The organism is Demequina gelatinilytica (assembly GCF_000971115.1).
GTDB lineage: Bacteria > Actinomycetota > Actinomycetes > Actinomycetales > Demequinaceae > Demequina > Demequina gelatinilytica.
On record NZ_BBLV01000003.1, the window covers coordinates 155,926 to 177,469 of the forward strand.

General features: G+C 68.4%; 16 protein-coding genes. 10 read left to right on the forward strand and 6 right to left on the reverse strand.

Features of this window, described 5'->3' with window-relative positions; translation table 11 throughout:
• Nucleotides 1-4: 4 nt before the first annotated feature.
• Nucleotides 5-862: an aldo/keto reductase gene (locus AOM00_RS03330; RefSeq protein ID WP_062316041.1), complete on the reverse strand. Its 858-nt coding sequence runs from the start codon at nt 860-862 to the stop codon at nt 5-7.
• 143 nt (nt 863-1,005) lie between these two features.
• Nucleotides 1,006-1,449, reverse strand: coding sequence for a MerR family transcriptional regulator (locus AOM00_RS03335; protein ID WP_062316040.1), 444 nt, complete (start codon nt 1,447-1,449; stop codon nt 1,006-1,008).
• A 224-nt stretch (nt 1,450-1,673) separates the two neighbouring features.
• On the opposite strand from AOM00_RS03335, the gene AOM00_RS03340 reads away from it, so the two are divergent.
• Together AOM00_RS03340 and AOM00_RS03345 are read left to right on the forward strand one after the other, a co-directional pair.
• Nucleotides 1,674-2,705 carry a Gfo/Idh/MocA family protein gene (locus AOM00_RS03340; RefSeq protein WP_062316039.1) on the forward strand — a complete coding sequence of 344 codons (1,032 nt, stop codon included), beginning with the start codon at nt 1,674-1,676 and terminating at the stop codon, nt 2,703-2,705.
• Nucleotides 2,706-2,749: 44 nt separating this feature from the next.
• The gene (locus AOM00_RS03345) at nt 2,750-3,592 is read left to right on the forward strand and encodes a TolB family protein (RefSeq protein ID WP_228373393.1); all 843 of its coding nucleotides are present in this window, start codon (nt 2,750-2,752) and stop codon (nt 3,590-3,592) included.
• 77 nt (nt 3,593-3,669) lie between these two features.
• On the opposite strand, the gene AOM00_RS03350 is transcribed toward AOM00_RS03345, so the two are convergent.
• The gene (locus tag AOM00_RS03350; protein ID WP_062516445.1) at nt 3,670-6,300 is read right to left on the reverse strand and encodes an alpha-L-rhamnosidase; all 2,631 of its coding nucleotides are present in this window, start codon (nt 6,298-6,300) and stop codon (nt 3,670-3,672) included.
• Nucleotides 6,301-6,359: 59 nt separating this feature from the next.
• Nucleotides 6,360-7,658 (reverse strand): MFS transporter, encoded by a 1,299-nt coding sequence (locus AOM00_RS03355; RefSeq protein ID WP_082096498.1) that lies wholly within the window; start codon nt 7,656-7,658, stop codon nt 6,360-6,362.
• Nucleotides 7,659-8,090: 432 nt separating this feature from the next.
• Between AOM00_RS03355 and AOM00_RS03360 the strand changes: the two genes are divergently transcribed.
• From AOM00_RS03360 to AOM00_RS03395, 8 genes are all read left to right on the forward strand, one after another.
• On the forward strand, nt 8,091-8,918 hold the full coding sequence (locus AOM00_RS03360; protein WP_062516447.1) for a class II aldolase/adducin family protein: 828 nt from the start codon (nt 8,091-8,093) through the stop codon (nt 8,916-8,918).
• Between the two features lie 343 nt (nt 8,919-9,261).
• Nucleotides 9,262-10,761 carry a sugar ABC transporter ATP-binding protein gene (locus AOM00_RS03365; protein WP_082096500.1) on the forward strand — a complete coding sequence of 500 codons (1,500 nt, stop codon included), beginning with the start codon at nt 9,262-9,264 and terminating at the stop codon, nt 10,759-10,761.
• A gap of 29 nt (nt 10,762-10,790) precedes the next feature.
• Nucleotides 10,791-11,840: an ABC transporter permease gene (locus tag AOM00_RS03370; protein ID WP_062516528.1), complete on the forward strand. Its 1,050-nt coding sequence runs from the start codon at nt 10,791-10,793 to the stop codon at nt 11,838-11,840.
• 68 nt (nt 11,841-11,908) lie between these two features.
• On the forward strand, nt 11,909-13,138 hold the full coding sequence (locus AOM00_RS03375) for a type 1 periplasmic-binding domain-containing protein (RefSeq protein ID WP_156159011.1): 1,230 nt from the start codon (nt 11,909-11,911) through the stop codon (nt 13,136-13,138).
• A 34-nt stretch (nt 13,139-13,172) separates the two neighbouring features.
• Entirely contained in the window at nt 13,173-14,204 is a 1,032-nt protein-coding gene (locus AOM00_RS03380) for an ABC transporter permease (RefSeq protein WP_082096506.1), read from the forward strand.
• A gap of 1 nt (nt 14,205) precedes the next feature.
• The gene (locus tag AOM00_RS03385) at nt 14,206-15,900 is read left to right on the forward strand and encodes a glycoside hydrolase family 3 protein (protein ID WP_062516449.1); all 1,695 of its coding nucleotides are present in this window, start codon (nt 14,206-14,208) and stop codon (nt 15,898-15,900) included.
• On the forward strand, nt 15,897-16,541 hold the full coding sequence (locus AOM00_RS03390) for an HAD-IA family hydrolase (RefSeq protein WP_062316023.1): 645 nt from the start codon (nt 15,897-15,899) through the stop codon (nt 16,539-16,541). The genes AOM00_RS03385 and AOM00_RS03390 overlap by 4 nt, the downstream gene beginning before the upstream one ends.
• A 37-nt stretch (nt 16,542-16,578) precedes the next feature.
• A complete protein-coding gene (locus AOM00_RS03395) occupies nt 16,579-19,098 on the forward strand; it encodes a GH39 family glycosyl hydrolase (RefSeq protein ID WP_062516450.1) in 2,520 nt (839 codons plus the stop codon).
• Between the two features lie 87 nt (nt 19,099-19,185).
• On the opposite strand, the gene fucO is transcribed toward AOM00_RS03395, so the two are convergent.
• Both fucO and AOM00_RS03405 read right to left on the reverse strand, forming a co-directional pair.
• A complete protein-coding gene (gene fucO / locus AOM00_RS03400) occupies nt 19,186-20,340 on the reverse strand; it encodes a lactaldehyde reductase (RefSeq protein WP_267127708.1) in 1,155 nt (384 codons plus the stop codon).
• Nucleotides 20,341-20,489: 149 nt separating this feature from the next.
• Entirely contained in the window at nt 20,490-21,533 is a 1,044-nt protein-coding gene (locus AOM00_RS03405; protein WP_062316018.1) for a LacI family DNA-binding transcriptional regulator, read from the reverse strand.
• Nucleotides 21,534-21,544: the final 11 nt, after the last annotated feature.

The window sequence follows — 21,544 nt, forward strand, 5'->3', positions numbered from 1 at the left end:
GCCGTCACGGCAGCTGGCGCGGGCTGAAGCTGCGCAGCAGCGGACCCATCAGCCAACGCGGGATGCGGGTGTTCGGCGTTCCCTTGTCGAGCGACCGGAATCGATCCATGTCGTCCGTGGTGAGCTCGAAGTCGAACACGTCGAGGTTGGCGGCGATATGGGACGGGTTGGTGGATTTCGGGATCGCGACGAAGCCCTGCTGCAGGTGCCAGCGCAGCAGCACCTGGTGCACGGTCTTGCCGTGCTTGCGTGCGAGCTCGGCCAGCAGCGGCTCGGCGAGCAGATGCTGCTTCCCCTGGCCGAGCGGGGCCCACGATTCGATGGTGATGCCTTGCGACCTGAGGTAGGCGACCAGCTCGGGGCGCTGATAGTAGGGATGCATCTCGATCTGGTCCACGACCGGCTTGATCCGCGCGAAGCCGAGCAGCTTCGTCATGTCATCGATCCCAAAATTGCTGACGCCGATCGCGCGCAGCTTGCCCGCGTCGACGGCCTCCTCGAGCGCCTTCCACGCGCCGCGGAAGTCGGCGTGGGGCTGGTGGAGCAGCATCAGGTCGATCGCATCGACGCCGAGCCGCTCGAGGGACGCATCGATAGAGGTCTTCGCGGCCTCGTACTTGTAGTCCTTGAGCCAGAGCTTCGTGGTGACGAAGATGTCCTCACGGGCCACGCCTGATGCGACGATGCCGCGCCCTACCGCGCGCTCGTTGCCGTACGCGACAGCCGTGTCGACAGACCGATAGCCGGCCCTCAACGCCGTCTCCACGCTCTGCTGGCACTCTGCCGGGTCGTTGATCAGGTACACGCCCAGGCCGATGGACGGCATCGCCAGTCCGTTCTGCAGGGTGACGGTATCGGTCATGGAGTTCTCCTTCTTCAGTGTGGCCGCGCGCCTCATCGAGGAGCACGGCTCGCAAGGGCGTGCTGCACGCCCTGAATCAAGCGCGGCATAGACGACGCGAAGCCTCATCGGAGAGGCGTCGGGAGTCGTGCCGCTCCGATGGCTCAGTTCGCGCGCATGCGGGTGCCCGCAAGCCTCATCTCGTCCGTGAGGCCCTCGGCCGCCGCATCGTCGCCGCGCCGGATGGCCGCCCAGTACTCCAGCTTGAGGGCGACGTACTCCTGACGGCGGCGCACGCGCTCAGCCTCGCGCTCGAGCGCCTGCTGCTGTCGTAGCATCAGCGCGATCTCATCGTCGGCGCGCGCCGCACCCTCAGGGAAGTTGGCGATGTACTCGCGCATCTCGGGGATGCCCATGCCGGTCGCCGCGAGGCAGGCGACACCCTCGATCACGTCCAGGTCCTGCTGGCTGTAGGTGCGATGCCCACTCGCGTCCCTGGCAATCGGCTGGATCAACCCGATGGTTTCGTAGTAGCGGAGCGTGCTCGCAGGCAGACCGCTGATCACAACGGCCTCACGGATGCTGTAGCGCTTGGTTTGGACGGGCATGGTTCGAGTCTCACAACTTCAAGTACTTGAAGTCAAAGGCACGGCCGGTCAGCGCGCGCCCGTGCTCCGTAGGGGGCGCCTGCGGTTCACGAAGGTCCGAAATGCGTCACCTCGACGAGGGTTCGCGGGCAGCTCTCGATCTAAAATCTCAGGGGACCAATATATTGGTGCTACCGTGTCGAAGCGCGACCACGCGCCCGCCCCTTCACCCGCCGGAGCCACACATGCCGCCTCGCTCGCTGCCCCCGTCCGACCCGTTCTTTCCCCGCGCGAATGGCCCTCGGTTGCGCTGGGGCATCATCGGCGGCGGTTGGATCGCAGGTCGATTCATCGAGGCTTTGCGCGCCCACACGGACCAGGTCGTGGCAGCCGTGGCGACGCGATCCTCGTTGACGGCGAACGTCTTCGCACAGCAGTTCGATGTGCCGCGTGCCTTCCCGAGCGTCGATGAGATGCTGAACGCACCGGAGATCGACGCGGTCTACATCGCAGCACCGGCCGACCAGCACCTCGCGCTAGGACTGCAGGCGATCGACGCTGGGAAGCACGTGCTTGTCGAGAAGCCGTTCGCAACGAGCGCCGAGGAGGCACTCCGCCTCACCGCCGCAGGTCACGATCGCGGCGTCCTCGTCATGGAGGCCATGTGGACTCGGTACCTTCCGCAGACCCAGGTCCTGCGCACGCTCCTCGCGGACGGCGCCCTCGGAGACTTGAGAACCGTCACGGTCGACCACGGCCAGGCCATGCCGCTCGACAGCCCGATGCGCAAGGGCGGACCCGGCGGCGGGGCCCTGCTCGACCTCGGGATCTACTCCGTGCAACTCGCGTCGCTCGCGCTGGGGCCGGCACTCGACGTGACCGCCGTGGGCCGGCTGACCCCCGACGGCACCGACGAGACGTCGACCGTCGTGCTCGCGCACCAAGCGGGTGGACTGTCCACCCTGACCACGACGCTCGACACCTTCACTCCCAGCACCGCATCGATCAACGGCTCGCTGGGCCGGATCGAGTTCGCGAGCCCCTTCTACATGCCGTTCGGCTTTGCCCTTCGCCCGGCCGGCTGGGCCGAGGCCCCGCTCGAGTGGACCGACGAGAGCGGCGTGGCACTGTTCGATGCCCTCTCCTGGCAGGCCACGGCCTTCGCCGAGTTCGCCGCCGAAGGACGCACCGAGTCACCGCTCCACACTCACGCCGAGACGATCGCCATCCTCGACGTGCTTGATCGCGCGCGGGATCAGTTGGGCGCGAAGGGATGAACCCAGTCCGCGCACTCCGACAGGGACAGCGGTGCCGCGTCCGCGTGTTCGACGTCGACACACTCACCGCCACGACCGTCCACGAGACGACTCGCCGACTCTACGAAGCACCCAATTGGACGCCGGACGATCACCTGCTGGTCAACGGCGACGGCGCTCTGTGGCGCCTCCCGGTCACCGGCGGCGAACCCCGACACGTGCCGCTGCGCGAGGTCCCACCCATCAACAACGACCACGTCCTGGGCCACGACGGACGCACCGCCTACGTGTCGGCGAACGACTGGCGTGTCTACTCGGCCTCCTTCGACGATGGCACCACTCAAGCTCTGACCGCGGAGTCCGGCGCCGCCTTCCTCCACGGAATCAGTCCGGACGGATCTCGCCTCGCCTACGTCGCGATTCGTGACGACGAGAACGGTCGGCGAACCGGACCACACGTCCGCACGATCGCGATAGACGGCTCCGACGACCGGGCGGTGACGGCGGCCGACAACGTGGACGACGGGTGCGAATATTCGCCCGATGGGGAGTGGATCTACTTCAACACAGAACGGTTCAGCTCGTCCGCCGGGCATGCGCAGGTTGCGCGGGTCCGTATCGACGGCTCGTCCCTCGAGCAGCTCACCAGGGACGACCGGGTCAACTGGTTCCCTCACCCTTCACCCACGCGGGGCCGCTTCGTCTACCTCAGCTATCCGCCGGGCACGCAGGGCCATCCCGCCGACCTGCTGGTCCAGCTCCGGCTGGTGGAGGGTGACCGCTGGGACCTCTCAACCGTCCTGGCAGAGACGATCGGAGGCCAGGGCACCGTCAACGTCGGGAGCTGGTCGCCGGATGGCGCACGCTTCGCCTTCGTCGACTACCCGTTCGCGCCGCGCCGTCGGTAGCGAGCTCCGCACCGTCGGTTCATCGCGCGACCATCCTCGCCCCGAGAAGGAATTCTCTGCCCAGGGCGAGGGATCGCCTAGGCCGGCAACGGCACGCTCGACTCGTGGCCAGCGCGGTCGAAGTCCTCTCGGGCCACGACGACCTCGTGGTAGCCGGGACCAGCCACGGCACGGGGAGCCCCCGGGATGTCCACGTCGGCCGAGGTGCCGGCCGGGACCTCGAACGCGACGGTGAGCGTTGCATCGTCCAGCGTCCATGCAACCTCGGCGGGACCGAAGGGCGTGAGGTGACGGACCGTGGCGCGCGTGAGCGTGCCGCCGGGTCGGGGCGCGATCCGCAGCCGACGGTAGCCGGGCTCGGCGGGCGCGAGGCCACCGATGACGCGGTGCATCCAGTCCGCGACCGAGCCGAGCGCGTAGTGGTTGAAGGACGTCATGTCGCCGGGGTTGACGTCGCCCGACTCGAGCATCGAGTCCCAGCGTTCCCAGATGGTAGTCGCGCCGCGGTCGATGGTCGACAGCCAGGACGGGGCCTCGTGGCTCTGAAGCAGGCCGTAGGCCACGTCGACGTGCCCCGTGGCGCTGAGCGCCCAGGTCACCAGCGGCGTGCCCGCGAAGCCCGTCGCGACCGTGTAGCCCGAGTCGCGGACCAGCTGCGCGAGGCGGTCGCCGATGCGCGCGCGGGCGTCGGCATCCGTGACGATGTCGAAGGCGATCGCGAGCGCATACGCGGTCTGCGTGTCGGCGCTCGCGTCCTGCGCGCCCGCCTCGTCGACGCGGTAGCGGGCGATGAACGCCGCTCGGACCTCGGCGGCGAGCGCCGCGTACCGCTCGGCGTCCTCGGTCAGCCCCAGGACGGTCGCCATCTCCGCCAGCGCGGCAGCCGAGCGCGCGAAGTACGCGGTCGCGACCAGGTGCGGGTCGGTGACCGCCTCCATCGGGTTCTCCGGGGGCGCGGTGGGGTCCAGCCAGTCTCCCAGCTGCAGACCCTCGTCCCAGACGCGGCTCTCGCCCGCGAGGCCCTCGACGTGGTCGACCCAGCCCTTGGCGGAGGGGTACTGGCGCGCGAGGATGCCGGCGTCGCCGGAGGCCTGGTACAGCGCGAGCGGCACGAGCGTCGCCGCGTCGCCCCACCCCGCGATGTCCTGCCACGGTCGCCAGAACGCGCCGCCGGGGATCCACGGGACGTAGACCGGGACGTGGCCGAACCGCTCCTGCTCGGAGCTGAGCGTGCGCAGCCAGTCGACCAGCATGCCCTGGACGTCGTAGAGGAACGCCGCGGTGGGCGCGAAGGCCTGGATGTCGCCGGTCCACCCGAGGCGCTCGTCGCGCTGCGGGCAGTCGGTGGGGATGTCGACGAAATTGGACCTGAGGCTCCAGCGCACGTTCTCGTGCAGGCGGTTGAGCTCGGGGTCCGAGCACTCGAACCAGCCGATGCGGCGCATGTCGGTGTGGAGCACGCGCGAGACGATCGTGCCGGGCTCGGGCTTGGCCGGGATGCCGCTGAGGTGGGCGTAGCGGTAGCCGTGGATGGTGAAGTCGGGCTCCCACACGAGCGGCTCGCCCGCGCTCACCACCTGGTCGACCGAGGGGGCCTCGCGCAGCGGCCGGACGCACAGCGTGCCGTCCTGGAGGACCTCCGCGTGGCGCACGGTCACCACCGTTCCGGCGGGCAGGGCGGGAAGGCTCAGTCGCGGGCGGCCCGCGTGGTTCTGGCCGTAGTCGATGAGCCAGCCATCGCCGTCCGCGGTGACGCTGACGGGATGCAGCTCCTCGGTGCATCGCACCGGCGCGCCGTCGGGCGCGGACAGGGCGGCCTTGTCGAGGTCGTGGACGACCACGGCGTCCCACGACTCGTCGTCGAAACCGGGATCGCTCCAGCCCTTCGGCCGGAATCGCGCGTCGTAGCGCTCGCCGTCGTACAGGCTGGCGTGGTCGAGCGGGCCGGGTGCGGTGCGCCACCCACCGTCGGAGGCCACGACGACGCTGCCCTGGTCCGTCTCGATCTCGAGCTGGACGAGCGCGCCGATGTGGCTGCCGTAGATGTCTGAGGTGCCGCCCTCGAAGCCGAAACGGCCGCGGTACCAACCGTCGGCCAGGGCGATGCCGATGGCGTTCGCGCCGGTGCGGACCAGGTCGGTGACATCGTGGACGTGCACGCGCAGGCGGTCCTGATACGGCGTCCAGCCCGGGAGGAGCGTGTCCTCCGTCGTGCGGGCGCCGTTGACCTCCGCGCGGACCAGGCCGTGCGCGGTCAGGTGCAGCCGCGCGGACTTCACGGCACCCGGCACGGTGAAGTCGGCCCGCAGGAGCGGAGGGCGACGGTCGCCGTCCTCCGACTCGACGGCAGGTCCGATCAGGAGCGCCTCCCAGTCGGCCGCATCGAGCGCACGCTCGGCGACCGCGTCTTCACTCCACTCTCCCCAGACACCCTCGGCGTCGCGGAGGCGGACGCGGACCGCCGCGCGCGCCCGGGAGGGCAAGGGCGCGGCGGGCCACGGCACGAGCACCCGCGCATCGTCCTCGACGACCGCAGCCCCCTGGTCGACGACGATGCCGTCGGGAGAGGTGATGTGCCAGGCGAGTTCGTACGCCACCTGGACGGCCCCCGTGGGGGCCGACCAGCTCAGGCGCGGCCGCGCCTCCCCGATGCCGAGCGCGACGCCGTCGCGGTGCTCGAACCTCACGAATGGCGCGCTAGTGCTCATGGGTGGTACTCCTCGGATGCTGCGGGTGGTGCAGGGTGGTACTCAGTGGTGCTGCGGGATCAGCGGACGTCGAGTGCCTCGACTTTGACGGCGCCCTCGGCCGCATCCACGTCGTCCTCGGTGTCGGCGACCCTCGGGAACTTGTTGATGTAGAACACGCCGAGCAGTCCGCCCACCGCGATGCACGCGGCGACGAACACGAAGAGCACGTTCGGGCTGATCTCGAGCAGCGTCGGGGTCCACAGCGCCACGAAGGCCGCCACCACGCGGGTGAAGAAGATCATGAAGCCCTGCGCGGTCGAGCGGTACGTGGTGGGGATCAGCTCCTGCGCCCATACCTTGAACATGGGCTCGCCAGCGACGGCGCCGGCGATGTTGCCGATCGCGGCCATGAGGACCAGCGGAAGCACGTTCACGCCGAAGACCACGGGGATCAGATAGCCGGCCGAGTACAGCACCGCCATGCCGGCGAACCACTTCATGCGGTTGGCTCCGTCGACGATGCGCATCAGGAAATAGGTCGCGGCGAACGCGATGAGAAAGGTGACGAAGCCGACCATCGAGGCGAAGGACACGGTCGAGCCCGCGAGCTCCACGTACATGTAAGTCGAGAACTGACCACCCGTGTTGGCACCGATGTTGACGAGCGCATAGAAGACCGCGACCGCGACCATGGGGCGCAGGTACGGGCCGGAGACGAGGCGCTTGATCGTGCCCATGTCCATGTCGGACGAGGCGCTCACCCCGGCAGCATCGTGCTGCGCCTGCCACTTCTTCGACTCGGGCATGCTCGCGCGGAGCACCAGAGTGACGACGGCGAGGATCAGGACGTGCGCATAGACGATGCGCCCGCCTGTCTCGCCCATGCCTCCGATGACCATGCCGAGCAGCTGGGAAGCCAACACACCGACGAGCCACAGGATGTGCGAGAAGGAGATGAGCTTGCCGCGATGCTGAGGGGGTGCCTCCTCGGCGATCATCGCGAGAGACGCAGGCAGATCGGCCCCGACAGCGAAACCGAGCAGAATCATGCCGATGTAGAGGAACGTCACCGACGGCGCGAGCGCGAGAATCGCTGCGCCGACGATGTAGAGGCTCATCGTCGCGAGGAACACCCGCTTGCGTCCGTAACGGTCCGCCAGGCGGCCGCCGAACAACGCGCCGAAGGCCATGAGGAACGTCAGGATGAACGAGAGCTGGCCGATCTGGCCCGCGCTCAGCCCGAACACGTCCGTATACAGGACCAAGGCGGTGCCGGTCGAGACGATCGCGGCGGCATCGAGGTAGGACGCCATGCCCGCGACGGCGGTGCGATACCAGATTCGTCCAGGGATGCGGTCGGTTGAGGTGAGACTCATCGTTGATTCCTCTTCTCATGGGCTCGCGGCTTCGCGTTGGCCCCGCGCTCCGATTTGAAGCGCTTCAAGTTCGACTGATTGTGGGAGCCGCAGACAAATGTTGTCAAATCGCGACCGGCACCCCTGGCTCCCGAGCGAAGCTCGAGGGCTCGCGCCGGGCGCCGCGACGCCGCCGACCGCGGCGCATCGTCCCCGGACGGAGCCCGGCTGGCGAGGCTCTCCCCCACGATTGTCCCCCGGCGCATGCGTGGGGCAGTACGCAGAAGTCCCGAAAAGTGACGATGCGAACGCTGCCGTGGGCTCCCCGGCACTGTTCCCCGAGAGCTGGGACCTAAGGCGCAATCCGTGCGGCGAAACCATGGTTGAATCGTTTCATCCGGTCCAGCTACGGCGCAACGCAGCAGTCGCGTCCCAACAACCAGGAGGATCCCCGTGTCCGTTGACCACCCGAAGCCCACGCTCGATGAGATCATCGAGCAGATCGGCGAGTGCGGCGCCCGCATCTGCGAGATCGACGCATCGGAGGCAGGCGCCGGCAACATCTCGGTCTACATGGGCTGGGACGTCGAGGTGCGCCGCCACTTCCCCAACGCCGAGGAGATCGCCCTCCCCGTTCCCGCACCGGCCCTCGCCGGCGGCACGGTGCTCGCGACCGGCTCCGGCCGCCGCCTGCGCCAGATCGAGCAGGAGCCCCTCGCCGCGATCGGCGCCGTCAAGATCCACGCCGACGGCCTCACCGGCACGCTCTACACGTCGAACACCCGCAAGTTCGCGCGCCTCACCTCCGAGTTCAACTCCCACCTCGCGGTCCACCAGGACCAGGTGTCGCGTCGCGGCATCGACTTCCAGGCCGTGGTGCACGCGCAGCCGCCGCACCTCACCTACCTGTCGCACATCCCCGCGTACCGCGACACCGCACGCATGAACAGCGCGATCCTGCGCTGGGAGCCGGAGAGCATCGTCTCCCTCTCGCAGGGCATCGCCGTGCTGCCGTTCTTCATCCCGGGCTCCGAGGAGATGGGCACCGCGAACGTCGAGGGCCTGCGCGAGTTCGAGATCACGCTGTGGTCCAAGCACGGCACCATGTCCCGCTCGGACATCTCGGTCTACCGTGCCGTGGACCGCGTCGAGTACGCCGAGACCGGCGCCAAGTACGAGTACATGGACATCGTCGCGGGCGGCCGCGCCGAGGGCCTGACCAAGCAGGAGATCAAGGACGTCGCCACGACGTTCGACATCGACTCCCCCTGGCTCTCGTAGCTCCCCCCGCCGCGGATCGGAAGGCCCGCACCCCCTCGAGGGGTGCGGGCCTTCTGCATGCCCAGGGCCTGGCGCTCACGAGGCGGGAAGGGCGCACCATGAGGCCTTCGCCAGGCACGATCACAAGGAAAGGAGCAGGTCGCGGCCGTACCTCATTTTCTTCATATGCCGCTCCGGTGCGGGGTGCAACTTATTACTCAATCCTCACTCTGAGCACCCCGCAAGGCGGGTTCCGCCAGCAATTCATCCCGTCGAATGCCTTACCGATGCTCGTTGAGGGCGGCCGTAACCCGCACGTAACTTCGTGGTCGATAGCTCTACATGACAGCAGAGAGGCTGCACAGTGACGAACGACGTCGTACTCACGGTGACGGATATGTCGAAGAGCTTCGGCGTGGTTCGCGCGCTGAAGAACGTCGACTTCGAGCTCCGCGACGGCGAGATCCACGGCCTGATCGGCGAGAACGGGTCGGGCAAGTCGACCCTCACGTCGATCATCGCCGGGAGCCAGCCTGCCGACAGCGGGACCATGATCTTCGAGGGCGGCCCGTGGGCCCCCGCCACGGTCAACGAGTCCCTCGCGAACGGCATCGGCATGGTCGTGCAGGAGAGCGGGACCGTGCCGGGCATCACCGTCGCCGAGAACCTCTTCCTCGGCGAGACCGGCCAGTTCAGCCGCCTCGGCATCGTGAACCGCCGCGCCATGTACGCGAAGGCGGCCGCAGCGCTCGAGGCGATCGGCGTGGAGGGCGTCAACCCCGCGATCCCCGCGGGCGCGTGCGACTTCCAGACGCGCAAGCTCGTGGAGCTGGCTCGCGTCATGATGTACGAGCCCAAGGTGGTGGTGATCGACGAGACAACGACCGCGCTCGCCCAGGACGGACGCGACCTCCTCTACAAGGCGATGGACGCGCACAAGACGCGCGGCGCCGTGGTCTTCATCTCCCACGACCTCGACGAGATCATGTCCGTCTGCGACCGCCTCACGGTACTGCGCGACGGCGACATCATCTGCACGTTCGACAAGGAAGACTTCGACGAGGGCGCGATCCGCGCCGCGATGATCGGCCGCTCGATGGAGGGCCACTACTACCGCGAGGACAACAAGGCCACGTCCAACGACGAGGTCTGGCTGTCGGCGACGGGCCTCAACCTCGAGGACAAGCTCAAGGACGTGAGCATCGAGGTCCGCAGCGGCGAGATCATCGGCATCGGCGGTCTCAGCCACTGCGGCATGCACGAGCTCGGCAAGGCGCTGTTCGGCGCCGCTCCGCTCGAGTCGGGCGAGGTCGTCTCCCGCGGCGTCAAGATCACCAACGAGCGCCGCGCCGTGCGCCACTCGCTCGGCTACGTCTCGAAGGACCGCGACACCGAGTCGCTCAGCCTCGCCGCGTCGATCCGCGACAACATCGCGAGCGCCGGCCTGCGCCTCATCGGCAAGGGCCGTGGCGGCCTCATCACCAAGGGCGCGGAGAACGCCTACGTCCAAGAGCCGATCGACACGCTGGAGATCAAGGCGCCCGGCGCCGGCACCATCGTCTCGACCCTGTCGGGCGGCAACAAGCAGAAGGTCGTCTTCGGCAAGTGGATCGCATGCGGCACCGAGGTGCTGATCCTCGACTGCCCGACACGCGGCGTCGACGTGGGCGTCAAGCAGGCCATGTACCGCCTCATGACGCAGCTCAAGGACGAGGGCAAGGCGATGGTCCTCATCTCCGAGGAGATGACCGAGCTCATGGGCATGAGCGACCGCCTCCTGATCATGAAGGACGGTCGTGTGGTGCGCGAGTTCGAGCGCAATGCCGACCTCAACGAGATGGAGATCATCGAATGCATGATCTGAACCCCACTGACGTCAGCAAGGAGACCGACGTGCCCGTCGACACCAGGAACGACGCGACCGCGAAGGCGGCCGACAAGGCCGAGTCGACCGCGAAGGCGGAGGCCAAGGCTGCGTCCAAGGCCCGCCGCAGCAAGCTCTTCGCGGACCTCGCTCCGCTCATCGGCCTCGCGGTCCTCGCGATCGCGTTCGTGGTCGTCGGCACCTCGAGCGGCACCAACATGAGCTACGCCCTCGAGACGCTCATCAACCAGTCCGTGATCATCGTGATCATCGCGACCGGCGCGATCTTCATCTTCGCCATGGGCTCGTTCGACATCAGCCTCGGCGCGTCGACGCTCGTCGCGGCGATGGTTGCCGGGCTCGTGCACAACGCCACGGGAAGCCTCTGGCTCATGCTCGGCGCCGCCGTCCTGACCGCCGTGGTCACGTCGCTCATCAGCGCCACGCTCGCCGCCGTGTTCAACCTGCCGGTCTTCGTCACGACCGTCGCGATGCTCTCCGTGCTGGGCGCGGTCGCCTCCGCGCTCGTCCAGACCACGGGCGGCGCGCAGATCCGCGTCGATCGCTCCTTCGCCCGCGAGTACGACACCCTGACCGTGAAGCTCATCGTCGCGGCGGTCTTCATCGCGCTGTGCGTCTTCCTGTTCAACTACACGCGCCTGGGCCGTGTTGAGAAGCTCATCGGCGGCAACCCGATCACAGCCAAGCTCACCGGCGTGTCGATGAAGCTCACCGCCATCGCCGCCTTCGGCATCGCCGGCCTCGGCGTGGGCCTCGGCGCGTTCCTCACTGTGCTGCGCACGCCCACGCTGACCGTCACCAGCGCCTCCGACATCGGGATGAACATCCTCGTCGCGATGGTGTTCGGCGGCATGGTCATCTCCGGCGGCCCGCGCAGCCGCATCTACGCGGCGATCATCGGTGGCATCTCGATGGCGCTGCTCAATCAGACCATGGCGATCATGCTCCAGGGCATGGCCGGCGGTGCGGGCATCGCGCAGATGGTGCGCGCCGTCCTGTTCCTCGCGGTCGTCTGGCTCGCAGCCTCCGGGTTCCGCACCAAGGTGCTTCCCCGCTGACCCCCAAGACCCCTCCTCCCCACGCAGTACCTCACCAAGCGCAGTACTCACCCAATGAAGGGAAGATCATGAGAATCACACGCAAGACCGTGGCCGGCACCGCCGCCGCCGTCGGCACCACCCTGGTGCTCGCCGCGTGCAGCAGCACCGCGTCCCCGGAGGCCTCCGGGTCCCCCGACGCGGATGGCGACGCCGCTGCCCTCGAGTCCGTCAAGATGTGCGTGCTCGTTGCTGACGTGACCTCCTCCGAGGCGCTCAGCTTCCGCGACTACTACACCCAGTACGTCGCGAGCGAGTTCCCGGTCGAGTTCGTCTACTCGGACGAGCTCGCCGACGCCGAGGCCGAGAAGACCGCGATGGAGGGCTTCATCGCGAACAACTGCGAGGCCGTCATCTCGTTCGCGTCGGCTGACCGCCCGACGCAGCTCGACATGGCCGAGGACGCCGGCATCTACTACGCGGTGGCCACGGGTGCGCTGTCCGAGGAGGAGTACGAGACCTTCAAGGACTACGAGTACTACGTCGGCGCGATCGGCCCCGACGTCATGACCGAGTACCAGGCCGGCTACGACATGGCCCAGTACTTCATCGGTGAGGGTGACACGTCCTTCGGCATCTTCGGCGGCGGCATCCCCTACTACCTGGAGATGCACATCTACCGTGCCGCTGGCATGCTCGCCGCGCTCGCGGAGGACCCGACCACGTCGTACGGCGGCGCCACCGAGATGGGCGACATCCTGGGCAAGATCTACGCCGACGGCACCATCAACATCGGCGACTTCGAGTCCGACGTCTACGAGCTCACGGGCTACCTCGAGACTTGGGACTTCGACGCCGCGTGGCAGGCCAGCATGGCGGACATGGTGGGTGCGAGCCCGGACGCGATCCTCGCAGTGGGCACCGGCAACGCGATCCTCGGCTCCGCCGTCGACGGCACCGGCATCCAGATCGGCGACATCGATGCCTACACCGAGGACAACCTGGCCGCGATGGAGAACGGCACGCTCGGCTACCTTGCCGGCAAGTTCACCTCGATCAACGGCCCGATCTTCGCCGCCACCTACTCCGCCGTCGTGGGCGAGCCGTACCGCACCGAAGACGGCTCGGCCTTCGCGCTCAGCCAGGGCTACTGGACCGCAACCTCGGCCGAGGAGTTCCAGGAGATCATCGACGCCGACAACGTCGAGACGCCTGTCTACGACGCCGACACGCTGACTCCGTTCATCGCCCAGGGTGCGACGTTCGACGAGTTCGCGGACTTCGTGAGCAAGTACACGTTCGCCGACCTCGCCGGCTGACACATCTCTAAGAAAGGACAGGGAGGCACCGAAGATGGGTAGCTTCATGCAACGGACCACGGGAACCTTGATCATCCCGGTCGGGGTGTTCGCAGTCGTGTGGGCGTTGGCCGCCATCGACGGTGCCTCCCTGTTCAGCTCGGGTGACAGCCTGCTGATCCTGGCTCGCACCACCGCGGTGACGATGCTCACGACCATGGCTCTCGCGATCAACCTCAACAGCGGGCGCTTCGACTTCTCGCTGGGCGCGATGGCGCTCGCCTCGAGCACCATCGGCGCCCATATCGCGATCACCTACGGCGGGGGCTTCCCCGCGATGGCCGCGATCACCCTGGTCGCCGGCGCGCTGCTCGGCGCGTTCTCCGGCTTCCTCTACACGACGCTGCGCATCTCGCCGCTCGTGAGTTCGCTGGGCGTCACGCTCCTGTACGAAGGCTTCGCCTTCACCATCACGGGCGGCGCGAACATCAGCTTCACGCAGTACCCGGAGCTGGTGTCATTCGGCAAGAGCCTCACGGCCATGATCGCCGTCATCATCGTCGCGCTGTTCGCCGTCTACATGGTCTTCGACCGCTCGCGCTTCGGCTCCGACTACCGGTCGCTCATCACCGGCCAGTCCGCCGCAGTCTCCGCTGGAGTCAAGGAGAAGGGCAACGCGATCAGGACCTACGCGGTCTCCGGCGCCCTCATGGGTATGGTCGGCCTGATCCAGGCGTCGAGCAAGGGCCTCATCGAGGCCGGAAGCATCAACTTCTCCACCATCGGCATCATGTTCACCGCGTTCCTCCCGATGTTCGTCGGCGGCTACATCGGCCGCTTCTCGAACGACAAGCTCGGGTACCTGCTGGGCGCGCTGTCCATGTCGGTGATCGGCCTCGGCTATTCGGCGCTCCGAATGACGTCCGCGGAGCAGTCCCTGATCACGGCGCTGCTGCTCGTGGCCTTCCTCATCTTCCTCAGCAACGAGGAGCGCGTCACCCGCTGGTGGCGCCGGATGAAGGCCGGCAAGGGCGCGGCACCGTCGGAGCCGACCTCCCTCGAGTCAGTCGGCGCAGGAGCCCGCTGACATGATCGACCTCACCGCGGCGCCATTTTCGCTCGGCGCGGACGATGCCGCCTGGGTCTCCTCCACCCTGACCGGCATGAGCGACGAGCAAAAGCTCGGCCAGCTCTTCTGCCTCATCACGTACACGAACGACCCGGGCTACCTGAACTACCTCACCCGGGGGCTCCACGTAGGCGGCGTCATGCTGCGCACCATGGAGATCGATGAGGCCGCCGCCGCGGTGACCACCCTTCAGCAGTGCGCCGACGTCCCACTGCTGATCTCCGCCAACCTCGAGGGTGGCGCCGACCAGACCCTGATCGGCGCCACCCACGTGGGCAGCAACATGGCACTCGGCGCCACCGGCAGCACCGACCGCATCCGCGAGGCCGCGGAGGTGATCGGCCGGGAGGCCCGCGCCGTCGGCATCAATTGGGCGTTCACGCCCGTGTCCGACATCGACCTGAACTTCCGCAACCCCATCACCAACACCCGCACGTTCGGCGCGGACGCCCAGGCGGTGGCCGCCGCGACCACGGCGTACGTCGAGGCGCTGCAAGCCCAAGGCGTGGCCGCATCGGTCAAGCACTTCCCCGGCGACGGGGTCGACGAGCGCGACCAGCATCTGCTCGCCTCCGTCAACACCATGGGCGTCGACGAGTGGGAGGCCAGCTTCGGCGAGGTCTACCGTGCCGGCATCGAGGCGGGCACCAAGACCGTCATGGTGGGGCACATCATGCTTCCGGAGTACAGCCGCGCGCTGCGTCCCGGCATCGCCGACGCGGACATCATGCCGGGCATCGTCGCCCCGGAGCTGCTGAACGACCTGCTGCGCAAGCGCCTGGGCTTCAACGGGCTCATCGTCTCCGACTCCACCACCATGGCGGGCATGGCGACCGTCCTCCCCCGTCGGGACGCGGTGCCGCGGGTGATCGCCGCCGGCTGTGACATGTTCCTCTTCACCAAGAACCTCGAGGAGGACTTCGCCTTCATGCGCGAGGGCCTCGCGAACGGGGTCATCACGCCGCAGCGCCTCGACGAGGCAGTCACCCGCATCCTCGCGCTCAAGGCGTCGCTGGGCCTCCACACGTCCGACAACCTGCCGCTGGCCGATGCCGCAGAGCGGATCGCGACCGCGGACGCCGCGCGCGTGGCCGAGACCGTCGCAGCCGAGTCCATCACGCTGGTCAAGGAAGAGCCCGGCGTGCTGCCGATCTCCGCCGAGCGCTACCCGCGTGTCATGGTCTACGACCTCGAGCAGGGCGAGAACGACTTCGGCAACGGCGGCAAGGCCGGCACCATCGACCGCTTCGTCACCATGCTCGAGGAGGCCGGCCACCAGGTCGACCGGTTCGTGCCGGGCGGCGGCTGGGAGGGCCTCGCCGCGCCGACGAGCGACATCACCGAGAACTACGACCTGATCGTCTACGTGGCGAACATGGCCACCAAGTCGAACCAAACGGTGGTGCGCATCGAGTGGGCGTCCCCCATGGGCGCCAACGTTCCGGCGTACGTCCCGACCGTGCCCACGGTCTTCGTCTCGCTCGAGAACCCGTACCACCTGCTGGACGTGCCCCGCGTGCGCACGTACATCAACGCCTACGGCTCGTCGCCCGCGGTGCTCGACGCGGTGCTCGCGGCTCTCCAGGGCGCCACGGAGTTCACCGGCACCTCGCCCGTGGACGCCTTCTGCGGCCGCTGGGACACCCGGCTATGAACGCGCCGCGCGGTGTGATCTTCGGAGTCGACGAGGTGCTGATCCACACGGACGACCTCCACTACCAGGCATGGTTCTCGATCGCGGACCGCCTCGGGGTGCCGTTCGCGCGCCAGCAGCACGAGTCCCTGCGCGGCCTGACGCGCGACGACGGCCTCAACAGGATCCTGGGCCTCGGCGCAACGCAGGTGTCGCGGACCGAGAAGGAGCTCCTCTCCGACGACCTCGACGGCATCTACCGCGACCTGATCCGCGGCCTCTCCCCCGCGCACGTGACCCCGGGTGTCGCCGAGACCCTCGCCACGCTCCGCGACCGCGGCATGCGGCTCGCCGCCGCGTCGGTGAGCCGCAACACCCGCGTGATGCTCGAGCGCACGGGGCTGCGCGATCGGTTCGACGCCGTCTCCGACGGCGAGAATATCGTGCATGCCGAGCCCGACCCCGAGATGTACCTCCGCGCCGCCGACTTCCTCGCGCTGCGGCCCGGCGACTGCGCCGTGGTGGTGGGGACCCGCGACGGGGTCGAGGCCGCGCGCCGGGGAGGCTTCGCCTCCTTCGGCCTGGGCGCCGCGGCCGGGCACCCGGACGTCACGCACCCCCTCTCCGACCTCACGGACATGCTGCACTCTTTTGTAGGCTGATCTCCCGTCGATGGACACGGCGAGGGAGGGGCGAACGGTGTACTCGGAGAGCGAGCTCGTGGTGCTCGCACGCGCCGTCCCCGCTCGGGTGGTCTTCATCGAGGCGGACGGCCTCATCCCTCCCGCCCGACGGGACGAGGCGCAGCTGTTCTTCGTGGTGCACGGCCGTCCCACGATCGTCGCGGACGAGGACGAGGCGACGCTCGAGCCGGAGGGCCTGTACCTCGCGAACAGCCGCAGCCTGGTCGCGCTGGAATCCGACGGCCCGTTCCAGGTGATCGCGCTGAGGATCGACATCAGGCGCCTCGACCAGTCGCTCGACGATGTCGAGTTCCGCGTGAACTCCGCCACCGCCTCCAACCCGCGTGCCCTCCGCCCCCTGCTCCACCTGCTGGCGCTCATCATCAAGGCGAACGCGACGGAGGACGAGCAGAACCGCTTCAAGACCAGCGCGCTCCTCTACTCGCTGCTCGACGAGCTCACCCGCAGCTTCGTCGCGAGCCCCGCCGGCCCCTCCCCCGCGTCCGACAAGCATCGTGCGCGCATGCGCAGCCTGCTCCGGTACATCGACGAGCACTACGCCGAGGGCCTCACGCTCAACCACGTCGCGGACCACGAGCACCTGTCCGCCCCGTACCTCTCCGCGTTCTTCAAGGAGAACGTGGGCATGACCTTCTCCGCGTACTACAACGCGCTCCGGCTCGACCGTGCGGTGGACGACCTGGTCACCACCGATGAGAGCGTCGAGACGGTCGCGCGTCGCAACGGGTTCCGCGACCCGCGCGCGTTCGTCAAGGTCTTCAAGGAGCGGTTCGGCGTGCTGCCGAGCCAGTACCGTCGTGACGAGCTCGAGAAGCGGGAGGAGCGCGACGCCCAGGGCCGCCGCTCCACCACCGCGGAGCCCGCCCCCGACACCCCGCTGAGGCTGCTCGCCAAGTACCTCCCCGAGGACAGCGCCGACCACGTGGGCGTCACCTACGACGCCGACCCCCTGGCGAAGGTGGTCGCGGTCGACCCGGTCGATGCCACGGCCCCCGGCCGCGCGCTGCACCACGCCTACCGCAAGGTCACCACCGTCGGCCGCGCCAAGGAGCTCCTCTACGAGGAGGTGCGGACGATGCTCGCGCAGTGGCAGTCCGACGTCGGCTTCGAGTACATCAAGTTCCACGGCCTGTTCAGCGACGACATGCATGTGTACCGCGAGGACAAGGGCGGTCAGCCGGTCTACAGCTTCCTGCTCCTCGACAAGGTCTTCGACTTCCTGCTGTCGATCGGTCTCAAGCCGTTCGTGGAGCTGTCCTTCATGCCCCTCGAGCTCGCCTCGATCCCCGAGCGCATGGTGTTCTCCGCGCCGTTCAACGTGAGCCCGCCGGCGCGCCTCGAGAGCTGGGTCGCGCTCGTCCAGGCGTTCCTCGGCCACGTGATCGACCGCTACGGCTACGCCGAGGTGTCGACCTGGCTCTTCAGCCCCTGGAACGAGCCTGACACGGGCCCCACGCTCTTCGGCTTCGACGACGATGCGCAGTTCCACGCCTTCTACAAGGCGACGTACGAGGCGGTGAAGGGCTTCGGCGAGGAGCTCACGTTCGGCAGCCCCGCGATGCTCGTCACCTACGCGCAGGGCAAGGACTGGATGCTCGCGTTCCTCGACTACGCGGACCTCCACGAGTGTCGGCCTGACTTCCTCACGGTGCACTTCTACGACAACGACTTCGCTCACGCGACGCTGGCGGAGCACGCTCCCGCCGAGCCCGCCGGCCTGCGCCTCAACAAGGACCAGGACACCTTCCACAAGACGGTCCGCCAGCTCAAGCTCATGCTGCGCGACCGCGGCATGAGGATGCCCGTCTACATGACCGAGTGGAACCTCACGGTGTCCCACCGCGACCTGCTGAACGACACCACCTTCAAGAGCTGCTACCTCGCGAAGAACCTGCTCGAGAGCTACGACGAGCTCGACTCCTTCGGGTACTGGACGCTCACCGACCTGGTCGAGGAGCTCCAGCCCAGCGACGACATGTTCCACGGCGGGCTCGGGCTGCTCACCCACAACGGCGTCAAGAAGCCGCACTACTACCTGTTCGCGGCGCTCCGGCGGGCGGGCGACCGTCTGCTCGCGTCCGGCGAGGGGTACTTCGTCACCGCGAGCGACGCCGATGTGCAGATCTACCTCTACAACTACGAGCACTTCGGGCACCTGTTCGCCTCGGGCGAGCGGTACGACATGACCTACCTCGAGCGCTACGCGCCGTTCTCCGAGGTGGGCCGCATGGATTTCTCGCTCGAGCTCACGGGTCTCGCCCCCGGCAGCTACCGCCAGCGCGAGGAGGTCATCAACGCGGACCACGGCTCGGCCTTCGACACCTGGCTGCGGATGGGGGCGCCCGCGATCGACCCGCAGGCGGTCTCCTACATCCGTCAGGTGTCGGTGCCCCAGATGATCGTGAACGATGTCGACACCGACCCGACCGGGATGCTCACGGTGTCCGCGGTGCTCGAGCCGCTCGAGGTCCGGCTCATCGAGCTGATCCCGCACGCGCGGCACCCGCAGCACTGAGCGCGGCGCGCGCGGATGCGAGAAGCCCCTGTCCCGCCCTCATGAGGGCGGGACAGGGGCCAGATCGGTCTGCCGCCGGATGCCGGCTCAGGCGACCGAGACGCCGAGGAGCGAGCGGTAGAGCGTCTCGAACTCGGCGACGGTGGTGTCGCGCGGGTTGCCGCCCGCGCACACGTCGTCGAACGCGGCCTGCGCGAGGGCGGGGATGTCCGCGTCCTTGGCGCCGATCGCGTCGATGGTGAGCGGGTTGCCCAGGTCGCGCGCGAGCTGGGCCACGGCCTCGACGGCGGCCTCGCGGGCCTCCTCCAGCGGCATGCCGTACGCGTTCTCGACACCGAACGCCGCGGCGATGTCGCGGAACTTCTCGCCCGTGTGCGGCGCGTTGAACGCCATCACGGGCGCCAACAGGATGCCGTTCGCCACGCCGTGCGGCGCCTTGTAGAACGCGCCGAGCGGGTGCGCCATCGCGTGCACGATGCCGAGGCCGACGTTGGAGTAGCCCATGCCCGCGATGTACTGCGCGAGAGCCATGCGCTCCATCGCCTCGGCGTCGCCATCCGCGGCGGCGCGCAGCGAGGCCGCGATCACCTGGATGGCCTTGAGGTGGAACAGGTCGGACAGCTCCCACGCACCCTTGGTGGTGTAGCCCTCGATCGCGTGCGTGAGCGCGTCCAACCCCGTGGCGACCTTGAGCGCGCGGGGCGCGGTGGCCATCATCTCGGCGTCGACGACCGCGAGGACCGGGATGTCGTGCGGGTCCACGCACACGAACTTGCGATTGTTCTCCACGTCGGTGATCACGTAGTTGATCGTGGTCTCCGAGCCGGTGCCCGCGGTGGTGGGCACCGCGATGATCGGCACACACGGGTTCTTGGTCGGCGCCACACCCTCGAGCGAGCGGACATCGGAGAACTCGGGGTTCGTCACGATGATGCCGATTGCCTTGCACGTGTCCTGCGGCGAGCCGCCACCGACGGCGATGAGGACATCCGCACCCGAGGCCTTGAACGCCTCGACGCCGGCCTGCACGTTGTCGATGGGCGGGTTGGGCAGCACGTTGTCGTAGACCTCGTACGGGAAGCCCGCCGCATCCAGGAGCGCGGTCACCTTGGCCGTGACGCCGGTCTCGATCAGCACCTTGTCCGACACCACGAACGCCTTGGAGAAGCCCCGCGAGGCCAGCTCGCCCGGGATCACCTCGATCGCCCCCGCACCGAAGTACGCCGTCTGATTCCAGATCATCCGATGTGCCACGTCGTACCTCTCATTCCGGGACCCACCGTGCGACCGTCTGCCGCAATGACGCCGGGCCCATGCCTGAATCGTTTCAAGGATTCGGGGACGATGCGCGGGACCCTGGTCCTGCGGATGCGGGTGGACGGGCGCGGCGGCTACCGCGCGAGCGATGCGCCCGAGTCGACCGTCGAGCCGCGCACCACCAACGCGGGGTCGAGCGACACCGAGCGGTGCTGGTGGCGCGGGTTCGAGATCTCCTCGAACGCGATACGTGCGCCCGCCTCGCCGAGCTCCTCGCCCGGCTGGTGGATGGTGGTGAGCGGCGTGGGGCTGTCCCACGCCGCGCGGTTGTCGTCGTAGCCCACGATGCCCACATCGCGCGGGATGACCAGCCCGGGCTCGGCGGCGAGCGCCTGGGCGACGCCTGCGGCGACCAGGTCGGCGACCGCGAAGACGCCGTCCACGTCGCCGGCGACCACCTGCGACGCGATGCGCCGGCCCAGCGCCCAGCCGTGCGACCGGTCGAGCTCGTCGACGTGGTCGTACATGACGTCGAGCCCGGCCGCGCGCGCCTCCTCCGTGAAGCCCGCGACGCGGTCGGCGACCGGCTGCAGCTCGAGGGGCCCGCCGACCACCAGAAGGCGCCGCCTTCCGGTCTCGATGAGGTGCCGCGCGGCGAGCCTGCCACCCTCGCGGTTGCCCATGTCGATGGTGCAGTGGGAGTCCGAGACCCCGCGGTAGTTGAGGAACACCAGCGGACGCGACGAGCGGTGCTGGGCGACCAGCATCCGGTAGTGGCTCGCGTCGTTGATGGTCACCAGTGTCGCGAGCGCCTGCGTCGCCTCGAAGTTGGCCAGGTACTGGCGCTCGCGGGCGAGATCGGTGTCGGAGTTCGCGATCAGCACGAACGCGCCGTGCTCGGAGGCGATGCGCTCGACCCCCCTGCTGACGTCCACGAACAGGGAGTTCGTGAGGTCGGACAGGATCAGGCCGAGCGCCTGCATCGAACCCGCCGCGAGGGAGCGTGCGGGGCCGTGAGGGACGAAGTCCAGGCGTGCGATCGCATCCTCGACCCGCTCACGGGTCGCTGCGGACACGCGGTCGGGATGGTTGAGCACGTTGGACACGGTGCCTTGGGACACACGTGCGAGCCTCGCGACGTCTGCGATGCTCGTGCGCTTCGCACCTCCGCCAGTCATGCGGCTCATCG

Excerpts from the sequence above, each read along its gene's own strand:
- AOM00_RS03335 (WP_062316040.1), bottom strand. The coding sequence starts at position 1,449 with ATGCCCGTCCAAACCAAGCGCTACAGCATCCGTGAGGCCGTTGTGATC.
- AOM00_RS03405 (WP_062316018.1), bottom strand. The coding sequence starts at position 21,533 with ATGACTGGCGGAGGTGCGAAGCGCACGAGCATCGCAGACGTCGCGAGG.
- AOM00_RS03380 (WP_082096506.1), top strand. The coding sequence starts at position 13,173 with ATGGGTAGCTTCATGCAACGGACCACGGGAACCTTGATCATCCCGGTC.
- AOM00_RS03375 (WP_156159011.1), top strand. The coding sequence starts at position 11,909 with ATGAGAATCACACGCAAGACCGTGGCCGGCACCGCCGCCGCCGTCGGC.
- fucO (WP_267127708.1), bottom strand. The coding sequence starts at position 20,340 with ATGATCTGGAATCAGACGGCGTACTTCGGTGCGGGGGCGATCGAGGTG.
- AOM00_RS03385 (WP_062516449.1), top strand. The coding sequence starts at position 14,206 with ATGATCGACCTCACCGCGGCGCCATTTTCGCTCGGCGCGGACGATGCC.
- AOM00_RS03350 (WP_062516445.1), bottom strand. The coding sequence starts at position 6,300 with ATGAGCACTAGCGCGCCATTCGTGAGGTTCGAGCACCGCGACGGCGTC.
- AOM00_RS03355 (WP_082096498.1), bottom strand. The coding sequence starts at position 7,658 with ATGAGTCTCACCTCAACCGACCGCATCCCTGGACGAATCTGGTATCGC.
- AOM00_RS03330 (WP_062316041.1), bottom strand. The coding sequence starts at position 862 with ATGACCGATACCGTCACCCTGCAGAACGGACTGGCGATGCCGTCCATC.
- AOM00_RS03340 (WP_062316039.1), top strand. The coding sequence starts at position 1,674 with ATGCCGCCTCGCTCGCTGCCCCCGTCCGACCCGTTCTTTCCCCGCGCG.
- AOM00_RS03390 (WP_062316023.1), top strand. The coding sequence starts at position 15,897 with ATGAACGCGCCGCGCGGTGTGATCTTCGGAGTCGACGAGGTGCTGATC.